This is a genomic window from Flavobacterium sp. UBA7680 (assembly GCF_002482975.1).
In the GTDB taxonomy this organism is placed as follows: Bacteria; Bacteroidota; Bacteroidia; order Flavobacteriales; family Flavobacteriaceae; genus Flavobacterium.
In genome coordinates this window covers 1-10,053 of the sequence record NZ_DLHA01000012.1, presented here as the reverse complement: position 1 = coordinate 10,053, position 10,053 = coordinate 1, and the positions used below count along the sequence as shown (strand labels likewise).

General features: G+C 32.7%; 10 protein-coding genes and 1 pseudogene. 7 read left to right on the top strand and 4 right to left on the bottom strand.

Annotation, left to right across the window (positions count from 1 at the left end; all coding sequences use genetic code 11):
• Window positions 1-720 (top strand): annotated as a pseudogene (locus B3C18_RS02055) (hypothetical protein); the annotation flags it as partial.
• Between the two features lie 17 nt (window positions 721-737).
• On the opposite strand, the gene B3C18_RS02050 reads toward B3C18_RS02055, so the two are convergent.
• Window positions 738-1,442 carry a DUF2461 domain-containing protein gene (locus B3C18_RS02050; RefSeq protein ID WP_291141582.1) on the bottom strand — a complete coding sequence of 235 codons (705 nt, stop codon included), beginning with the start codon at window positions 1,440-1,442 and terminating at the stop codon, window positions 738-740.
• Window positions 1,443-1,619: 177 nt separating this feature from the next.
• On the opposite strand from B3C18_RS02050, the gene B3C18_RS02045 reads away from it, so the two are divergent.
• The 3 genes from B3C18_RS02045 to folB are packed head-to-tail and all read left to right on the top strand — an operon-like array spanning window position 1,620 to window position 3,485.
• Window positions 1,620-2,000 carry a DUF3127 domain-containing protein gene (locus B3C18_RS02045; RefSeq protein ID WP_291141580.1) on the top strand — a complete coding sequence of 127 codons (381 nt, stop codon included), beginning with the start codon at window positions 1,620-1,622 and terminating at the stop codon, window positions 1,998-2,000.
• Between the two features lie 44 nt (window positions 2,001-2,044).
• Window positions 2,045-3,076, top strand: a complete 1,032-nt coding sequence (locus B3C18_RS02040) for an asparaginase (protein ID WP_291141577.1) — start codon at window positions 2,045-2,047, stop codon at window positions 3,074-3,076.
• Between the two features lie 55 nt (window positions 3,077-3,131).
• The gene (gene folB / locus B3C18_RS02035; RefSeq protein WP_291141574.1) at window positions 3,132-3,485 is read left to right on the top strand and encodes a dihydroneopterin aldolase; all 354 of its coding nucleotides are present in this window, start codon (window positions 3,132-3,134) and stop codon (window positions 3,483-3,485) included.
• 73 nt (window positions 3,486-3,558) lie between these two features.
• Here the strand turns inward: folB and B3C18_RS02030 are convergent, their stop codons facing one another.
• The 3 genes from B3C18_RS02030 to B3C18_RS02020 form a co-directional block, all read right to left on the bottom strand.
• Window positions 3,559-3,918 carry a hypothetical protein gene (locus B3C18_RS02030; protein WP_291141571.1) on the bottom strand — a complete coding sequence of 120 codons (360 nt, stop codon included), beginning with the start codon at window positions 3,916-3,918 and terminating at the stop codon, window positions 3,559-3,561.
• A gap of 5 nt (window positions 3,919-3,923) precedes the next feature.
• Window positions 3,924-4,703 (bottom strand): NAD(+) synthase, encoded by a 780-nt coding sequence (nadE, locus tag B3C18_RS02025; protein ID WP_291141568.1) that lies wholly within the window; start codon window positions 4,701-4,703, stop codon window positions 3,924-3,926.
• A 71-nt stretch (window positions 4,704-4,774) separates the two neighbouring features.
• Entirely contained in the window at window positions 4,775-5,638 is an 864-nt protein-coding gene (locus tag B3C18_RS02020; protein WP_291141564.1) for an outer membrane beta-barrel protein, read from the bottom strand.
• Between the two features lie 51 nt (window positions 5,639-5,689).
• On the opposite strand from B3C18_RS02020, the gene B3C18_RS02015 reads away from it, so the two are divergent.
• The 3 genes from B3C18_RS02015 (at window position 5,690) to B3C18_RS02005 (ending at window position 9,905) form a co-directional block, all read left to right on the top strand.
• Entirely contained in the window at window positions 5,690-6,712 is a 1,023-nt protein-coding gene (locus B3C18_RS02015; protein WP_291141561.1) for a hypothetical protein, read from the top strand.
• 100 nt (window positions 6,713-6,812) lie between these two features.
• Complete coding sequence (locus tag B3C18_RS02010) at window positions 6,813-7,457, top strand: SprT-like domain-containing protein (RefSeq protein WP_291141558.1); 645 nt, start codon at window positions 6,813-6,815, stop codon at window positions 7,455-7,457.
• Window positions 7,458-7,658: 201 nt separating this feature from the next.
• Window positions 7,659-9,905, top strand: coding sequence for a Tex family protein (locus B3C18_RS02005; RefSeq protein ID WP_291141555.1), 2,247 nt, complete (start codon window positions 7,659-7,661; stop codon window positions 9,903-9,905).
• Window positions 9,906-10,053: the final 148 nt, after the last annotated feature.

The window sequence follows — 10,053 nt, the reverse complement described above, 5'->3', positions numbered from 1 at the left end:
AAACTAGCGCAAGAGAAAGCAGCAGCAGAAAAACTAGCGGCTGAGAAAAAAACATCAGAAGAAAAAGCTGCTCAAGAGAAACTAGCACAAGAAAAGGCAGCAGCGGAGAAACTAGCTCAAGAAAAAGCAGCGTCAGAAAAATTGGCACAGGAAAAGGCAAATCAGCAAAAGTTAGCAGCTGAAAAAGCAGCTAAAGATAAGGCTGTCGCAGAATCTGCCGCCAAGGCTAGAGCGGCAGCAGAAAAATTAGCGCAGGAGAAAGCTCAAAAAGATAAACTAGCACAGGAAAAAGCATCTGCAGAATCTGCCGCTAAAGCCAAAGCGGCTGCTGAAAGATTAGCGCAAGAAAAAATAATAAAAGAAAAACAAGAGGCGGAAATAAAGGCAAAAGCGGATGCTGAAAAACTAGCTGCTGAGAAAGTAGAATTGGATAAAAAAAATGCAGAGCAAAATAAAGAACAAAACGGAAAAGTGATTGCTCCAATTAATACAGGCGCAGAAGGGGCATCAGGTAAAATAGGTTCTTCTGAAGCAAAATATAGTATTCCTGCAGCTATTGGTGCGAATAAATATAATGAGACTATAAAACGAGGAAATGAATTGTTTAAAATGAAACGTTATGCTGAAGCTAAACCGGTGTTTGAGGAGGCTCTTAAGCAAAAGCCTAATGATCCTTATGCAACAGGTAAATTAGCAGAACTAGAAAAATTAATTAAATAGTATATGCTTTAATGGAATTAAATTTCTATTCCGTTAATATCAGTTGTTAAAACTTCACTCATGTAATCAAAAAACGGACGCATGTTTTTAAATGTTTGATTCGCTTCTTTAAGAAAATTCTCACTTAATACTTCTTTATCTGAAAATTTCCTGATAACTAAAAACTGCTTATACCTTAATAAATCTATTGCTTTGCTCTCAGTATCAAACCCTTTCGGGGTTGTTTTTAATTGTTCTCCCTGTAAGGATCCAAAAGTTGAAATGAAATTTTTATTTTTTAAAATCTTACGCATAGGCTCATCGTCAAAAGCAAAATCATCACGTATGCGTTTTAAATCTTCGGGGTTAGGAGCCCAAAAGCCGCCTGCTATAAAACTATTTCCGGATTCTAAATGAAAATAATATCCACCTCTTCTGTATTTTGTAGCTCTTCTAAAACTTCCGCTCCAATTCGTTTTATAAGGTGTTTTTTCTTTCGAAAAACGTGTGTCTCTGTAAATACGATGTAAACATTTTTTACCTGATGGAGTTTCAATAATATCATGTGTATTTAATTCTTCTAATAACGCATTAGCGAAAAATTCAATATGAAGTTGTTCCGATAAAAATTTTTCTTTATGAGCATTGAACCAGTCTCTGTCATTATGTTTTTTTAATAATGCTAAAAAATCAAAACAGGATTTTGGGATTGATATTTGGTTGTTTGAGTTCTTCTTTTTCATAAATAAAAGTAATATTTATTATCTATAAAATATTTTCTAAAAAAGACTAAAATTCATGTCGAAATTGTTAAAACATTGTCTTTTTTGTGATTAAGTTTTTCCGAAAAATACTTTGAACTTTTGTAAATTTGTTTAATACCCTAGTTTTGTAAATCAATAACGTAAATATATCATACAATGGAAGTAACAGGTCAATTAAAATTAAAGTACGACACACAGAAGGTAAGTGACAAATTTCAAAAAAGAGATTTTGTTCTAGCAACAGATTTAAGTACACCATACCCACAGTTTGTGAGTTTTCAAGTAACTCAGGACAAATGTACCATGCTTGATTCTTTTAATCAAGGAGATGAAATTAAAGTACAATTTAACTTGCGTGGCCGCGAGTGGAATGGTCCACAAGGAATTAAATATTTTAATACACTTGAGGCTTGGAGAATTGAAAAAGTATCTGCAGGTCAGTCTGCACCTGCTCAAAGTAATACAGGTATGCAGGAAAATACGGCTGCTCCAGTTTTTAATAGCAGTATCTCAGATAACGACGATTTACCTTTCTAATAAAAAATTAAAGCCTAAGATATTTGTCTTAGGCTTTTTACTTTATGGCAAATTCAAAACCTTCAGTCCTTCTTATTTACACAGGCGGAACCATCGGAATGATGCAGGACGCTCGTACCGGTGAATTAAAGCCTTTTAATTTTAAAGCTTTGTCAAAACAAATTCCCGAACTGGAAAAATTCGACATTGAACTTTCTTCTATTTCCTTTAAACATCCTATTGATTCTTCTAACATGCACCCTCGCGTGTGGATTGAAATAGCCGAGATTATAAAAAATAATTACCAAAAGCATGATGGTTTTGTTATACTTCATGGTTCAGATACAATGTCGTACACAGCAAGTGCTTTAAGTTTTATGTTAGAAAATCTGGCAAAACCGGTTATTTTAACCGGATCACAATTGCCAATTGGTATTATCAGAACGGATGGAAAAGAAAATTTGATTACGGCCATTGAAATTGCTGCTGCTCAAAAAAACAAAAAACCTTTAGTATCTGAAGTATGTGTTTATTTTGAATATAAATTATACAGAGGAAATCGGACTTATAAATACAATTCAGCACATTTTGACGCCTTTAAATCACCTAATTACCCTGCATTGGCGGAGGCTGGGGTTGATATACAGTATAATCTAAGCGCTTTATTAAAGCCTGCAAAAAAAACATTGATTGTTCATACGCAATTAGACAATGATATTGCAGTTCTCAAATTATTTCCGGGTTTAAGTAAAAAAATTACTTTGGCAATTTTAAACACTCCTGGAATTAAAGCGGTGATTGTTGAAACATTTGGTGCGGGTAATGCCAGTACCGAAGAGTGGTTTATTTCTGCTTTAAAACAAGCAATTGAAAAAGGGATTATTATTTATAATGTTACACAGTGTGCCGAAGGTAAAGTAATACTTGGAATGTATGAAACCAGCAGTAACCTTAAAAAAATAGGTGTGATTAGTGGATATGATATCACATTTGAAAGTGCTATTGCTAAATTAATGTTTGTATTAGGCCAAAAGGTATCACTATCTAAAATAAAACAATTATTAGAAACAAACCTAAGAGGAGAAATAACAGTTTAGATTTATTATTAATATAGTAAATACTTGATGCTCTTTGCGTTTAAAAATAAAAAACATGAAAAATCAAATTAATGTAGAAGGAATCAGACTATATGCTTATCATGGTTGTTTACCTGAGGAAACTAAAATTGGAGGTGAATATATTGTGGATGTTAATATGGTGTATGATTTTCATGAAGCAGCGGTAAAAGATGATTTGAATTTAACTATTGATTATTGTACCGTATTTAATATTTGTAAAGAGGAGATGACAATCCCATCAAAATTAATTGAACATGTAGGAAAAAGAATTTATGATAGAATCATCCATGCTTTTCCTAAATTAATTGAAACAAAGGTAAAAGTTACAAAATTGCTTCCACCAATGAACGGTCCTGTAGATAAAGTATCTATAATTATTGAGGATTAAATAGTAATGAAGCTACATCGCCCTGAACTTTATTCAGGGTCTGATGAGATGCTGAATAAAGTTCAGCATGACACTATGCCTCAACCTTTCTCTTTACTAAAAGATAATAATTTCCATCAATAGGTAAATAACCATACTCATAACAAAATGTATAATTTTTTCCAGTTTTGGTCGTAGTAATATTGGTGAAATAATTAAAATTAAATCCTTTATCCGTTAATTTTTGTTGAGATACTTTAGCGGTTTCTTCTGGTAAAAGTTCTTCAATAATACGTCTGTTTTTTCTCAAAATATTATTAATGTTACGTACATAATTAACATGATCGCTATTTAATTTATTATTATGTGCATTACGGCATAAATCACTGCAAAATTTTTTATCGGCTCTCCCGTTAAAAGCTTCTCCGCATTCTATACATTTTCTTTTTTCCATAAAAATTATTTAAAAAATTCTTTTGGTATCAAGCAAACCGGAATAGGATCCATTTTATGCTTATTAGCTCTGTTTCTGTTTTGATAAATTTCCATGACAATTTTTTGCCTTTCATTTAGTTCATATGTGTCCTTATTTTCAAGGTATTGCATAGCCCATTCCAGTTCATCATAAGTGGCTCCAATTTGATCTTCATCCGTTCTTCCATCGGCAAATAAACCATCTGTAGGCCTTGCGTTTAAAATAGAGGGAATAACGCCCACAGAAGCAGCTAATGCATATACCTCTGATTTCATTAAATCAGCTATAGGACTTATATCAACACCTCCATCACCATGTTTAGTATAAAAACCAATTCCAAAGTCTTCTATTTTATTCCCTGTACCGGCAACCAGTAATTTATGATGTCCTGCATATGCGTAAAGAGTAGTCATTCTTAACCTTGCTCTGGTATTTGCCATGGTCAAAAAATCTTGAATAGTCATATCATAAGTTCTTTCCATTTCCTCAAATATAGAAGTAAGGTTAACTTCTGCGCTAGTAACATTAGAGTAAGTTTTCTTTAGCCATTCAATATGTTCATTTCCTCTGTCATATTCTGTTTTGTATTGTCTGATAGGCATATTTAAGCAAATTACTTTTTTGCCTGTTAAAGCACATAAAGTAGATGTGAGAGCTGAATCAATTCCGCCGGAAATACCAACTACAAAGCCATCTGTTTTAGAAATTTGAGAATAGTGCGTTAACCAATTTACTATATGATTGATGATACTTTGATGTTTCATAATTTTTGAATTACATAAAAATAAAAAAATCCCAACGATTTGTCGGGATTTTTTATGGAGTCGTTAAATTATTAAAATAATATACCAATGTTAATTTGGATACCATCAGATAATGCGCTTTGCTTTGATTTTGAAGGAGAAGTACCTTTATTTACATTTTCAGCAATTTTATCAACTATAATATCCGAAGTACTTTGGTATTGATTGATAAATCCTCTTAAATAATTAATACTTAAGAAAAATGAGGTAGAGCCTGATAAATTATATTCAGCTCCTAGTCCAACATTTAATCCAACATTAACAGGAATTAAATCGCCTGATGGTTTCATATCAGTAATTGTACTACTACCATTTGAAACATAAGAGTTAGAACTTAAGTCATATTTTAATTCATTTATTTCATCGGTCGCATTAAATTTTGTTTGAATGGCAATATTTCCTCCAAACATACCAAAGTATTTAAAGCTTGAAATGTCTTTTGTCATTAATTTTAATAATATAGGAATAGTAACATAAGTAGCTTTTACAGATCTGCTTTTCAATTCATAAAGTTTATTGCCATCACTCAGATTTGATGCATTAATAACAGCAGCACCTTTAGAAAAATTAAAATCTTTAGAATCAACATATTGATTGTCTTTATCTAAAACATATCCTTGTCCGTTTTTATAGGTTTGTTTTCCACCTAAAAAATCGCCACCAATTCCAGTCACAAATGATGCTGTTGAATTGATTCTGAATTCTGTTTGTAAACCAAATCCAAATCCAAATTTAGTACTGCCTTTTTCAACTACTTTAGTATCATTACTCCTTAACCAAGTTGGAGTAGGAGATATTCTTAACCCAAAACGAAATTTTTTATCTGCATCATCCTGAGCAAAAAACGTATTAGCTAACAATAATGTGCTTGAAACTATAAGTAAAATCTTTTTCATGTATTTTGTTTTTTATATAATTTAACATGGTAAAATTAATATAATTTTGGTATGAAATCTATAATAAAACTTATTATCGTGGCTTTATTTGTTAATTTTTTAACAAGTTGTGGGCACAATCCGTTAGATATTGACACAAGCAAGGTTAAGCTTGATCCTGTGATTTTTAAACGTTTGGATAAAGATGTGTTTTTATTGACTCAGGAAAACAGTTCTCAAAAAATGCTTGAGTATCAAAAAAAATACACTACTTTTTATACAAGATACGTTTCTTCGATTGTTAATAATGGAGGAAAGATAGATTCACTGTATTCACAAACACTGTTACGGTTTATAAATAACAATGATATAAAAACAGCATATAATGATTTAATAAAAATATATTCGGATAATGATGTGGAGTTGTTAGGTGATGATATGACAGAAGTGGTGAAAAGATTTAGAGCGTTTTTTCCAAAACGTAAAACGCCTAAACAGTATGTAACTTTTATGAGTGGGTTTCAATACAATGTAGTTTATGTAGATTCAACTTTGGGAATTGGATTGGATATGTATTTAGGCAGTAAAAATATTTTTTATAATATGATGGAGTTACCTAAATTCAGAACACGAACCATGAATAAGGAACATGTGCTATCTGATGCAGTTAGAGGATGGATGATTACTGAATTTGATAATGCAGATCCCGTAAATAATTTATTGTACCATATGATTTTTTACGGTAAAATATTTTATGTGTGTGATGCTCTGCTTCCGAATGTTCAGGACTCAATAAAAATGGGTTATACAACTGCGCAAATGCAATACCTTGATAAGTTTGAAAAAAACGTGTGGGGCTTTTTTGCAAAGGATAATAAGTTGTATGATAATGATATGAAATTAGTATCGGAATTTACGAGCGACGGACCTTTTACAAGAGCAATTAGTAAAGAATGTCCTCCAAGGGTTGCCATGTGGTTAGGAAGGCAAATTGTAAAATCTTATATGGAACATAACGAAAATGTTACTTTAGAAGATTTGATGAATGAAAAAGACGCACAGAAAATTTTATCAAAATCGAAATATAAACCATAGAATAGACAGAAAAGACTATTGGACTTAAGGGAATCAAGACAAATTTTAATTTTCTCTTAATTCTCTTTTATCTCTTCTGTCTCTAAAGTCCCTTTAAGAAATGTCTCATAGAGAACAACAAATACAACGTAATTCGGAAATATTAAGAAAATATATTCCAGAGTTTGCTGTGCCTCAAATTGCTATTTGGATTATTGAATTTGATTTTAAATTGAAAATCACAAAAGAACGTAGTACTAAGTTAGGAGATTATACGTCGCCACGCGACGGACTCAATCATACCATCACTGTCAATCACAATTTAAATCAGTATTCTTTTTTTATAACCTTAGTGCACGAAATTGCTCATTTACATACCTTTAATAAATACCGTAATACGGTTGCTCCTCATGGCGAAGAATGGAAACATTCTTTTAGAGTATTAATGACTCCGTTTTTAAGTACAGATAATCTACCTTTAGATATATTGTATGCTTTACGAAAGTATTTGCAAAACCCTGCCGCAGCCAGTTGTAGTGATGCCACTTTAATGAGAACTCTAAAATTATATGATACACACGAAACCAACGGACATCTTATATTATTAGAGCATTTACCATATCGCACACATTTTTTATATAATGGCTCTCGCATTTTTGAAAAAGGAGAAAAGCTTCGTAAACGTTATCGCTGTAAAGAAATAAGCACAGGCTCTGTTTATCTGTTTAGTCCATTGGCAGAAGTAGAGGTGTTTGAGAAAGGATAAGGTGCTCTAAAATGGTTTAATTATTATTGATTTCTTTTTGGGTATGTTAACCTAATTTATTTTTTCAACATTTCATTTTATAAGTCTTTAATTGTGAGTGTTTTATAAGTTTATTAAAAATGTTAACTGTTGATAAATCCAATAAAATCAATGGTTTTATAGGTTTATATTTGTTTATAGGACTATTTAAACCATTATAAAATGACTGACGCTTCTTTATTTTTTAAAATTGCAGCCGAACTAAAAATCGATGCAAAGCAAGTAAAATCAACTGTTGAATTATTAGACGAAGGAGCAACAGTTCCTTTTATCTCACGTTATCGTAAAGAGGTTACCGGTAGTTTAGATGAAGTACAAGTTCTTACGATTAAAAATGAAATTGAGCGTTTACGTCAGTTAGAACAGCGTCGTGAAAGCATCTTAAAATCTATTGAAGGACAAGGTAAGTTAACTCAGGAATTATCTGATAAAATTATAGCTGCCGAAACGCTGTCGACTTTAGAAGATTTATATCTACCATACAAACCAAAACGCCGTACCAAAGCAACGGCAGCTCGCGAAAAAGGTTTAGAACCATTAGCGCAATTAATTTTAGCACAACAAACTAAAGAGTTGTTTCCGGAAGCTTTACAATACGTTAATAAAGAACTAGGCGTTGAACATCCTGATGATGCTTTAGCGGGCGCAAGAGATATTATTGCTGAGATAATTAGTGAGGATGCTGTTGCTCGTGAAGGTATGAGAACGTTATTCAAAAAATCGGCCATCATTAAAACAAAAGTAATTAGAGGAAAAGAAGAGGAAGGACAAAAATTTGAAGATTATTTTGAGTGGGAAGAACCTTTAATGTCTTGCCCAAGCCATCGCATGTTAGCCATGCGTCGTGGAGAGAAAGAAGACTTTTTAATTTTAGATATCATCATTGATGATGAAGTAGCGCATGAACAATTAAAAAAACAATTCATCACCTCTCGTAATGAGTGTGCTGAGCAAATTGCTTTAGCTATTGAAGATGGCTACAAACGTTTGTTACAACCAAGCATTGAAGCAGAAATGCGTTTAATGACGAAGCAAACAGCAGATGAAAAAGCGATACAAGTATTTGCGGATAATTTACGAGAGTTACTATTAGCATCTCCATTAGGACAAAAATCAATACTGGCTATTGATCCTGGTTTTAGAACTGGTTGTAAAGTAGTAGCCCTAGATGCGCAAGGAAAATTACTTGAAGAAACTGTTATTTATCCACACGAACCACAACGTCGTGTAATGGATTCGCAACATGTAGTCATGGCTTTGTGCGCTAAATATGAATTAGAAGCTATTGCCATCGGAAACGGAACTGCTTCTCGTGAAACAGAACAATTTATTAGAAGTATTGAGGTATTGCCAAAAACAATTCCGGTTATTATGGTGAGTGAAGCAGGCGCTTCTATTTACTCTGCTTCTGATGTAGCTCGTGAAGAATTTCCTGAATATGATTTAACCGTGCGTGGTGCGGTTTCTATTGGTCGCCGTTTAGCCGATCCATTAGCAGAATTAGTAAAATTAGATCCAAAATCTATTGGTGTTGGTCAGTATCAGCATGATGTGGACCAAGTAGCTTTAAAAAATAAATTGGATGATGTGGTCATGAGTTGCGTGAACGGAGTAGGGGTTGAGTTAAATACCGCTTCTAAACAATTATTATCATATGTATCTGGTATTGGCGAAAACTTAGCTAAAAATATTGTGGATTACCGCAACGAGCATGGTGCTTTTAAATCTCGTAAAGATTTATTAAAAGTAAATCGTATGGGAGATAAAGTGTTTGAACAATGTTCAGGTTTCTTACGAATCAGAGATGGTATTCATCCCTTAGATAAAAGTGCGGTGCATCCTGAGGCTTATCATATTGTAGAAAAAATGGCTAGCGATTTAAATTGCAGCATTGATGATTTGATAAATGACAAAGAATTACGTAAGAAAATTAATTTAATGTCATATGTAACCGATGCTATTGGTTTACCAACTTTAAAAGATATCATGAGTGAGTTGGAAAAACCGGGACGAGATCCGCGTAAATCATTTGAGATATTTAGTTTTGATGAAAACGTACACAGTATTGAGGATTTAAGAGAAGGAATGCGTTTGCCTGGTATTGTTACTAATGTAACTAATTTCGGTGCCTTTGTAGATGTGGGTGTGCATCAAGATGGTTTAGTGCATATTTCTCAGTTGAGCGATACATTTGTAGATGACCCTAACTTAATTGTAAAAGTAGGACAGCAAGTATGGGTAAATGTAACCGAGTGCGATGTAAAACGTAAACGCATTGCTTTATCCATGAAAGGCGAAGGCGTAACAGCGCATAAAAAACCAGCTCCTAAAAAAGAAGAAGTGGCAAGCTACGATCCAAATGATATGATGTCGGCTTTAGCGGCTTTAAAAGGGAAGTTTAAGAAGTAGACATTTTTTTGTTTGATAAACTACAAAAACGATAAATTTCTCAAAAATCTAAATCAGTTTAATTAACAATTGATTCTTTAAATCTTGTTTATAAACCTCGAAAAACAGTTCACAGTCTCTATATTTTTGTTGAAAAGTTGTTTATAGC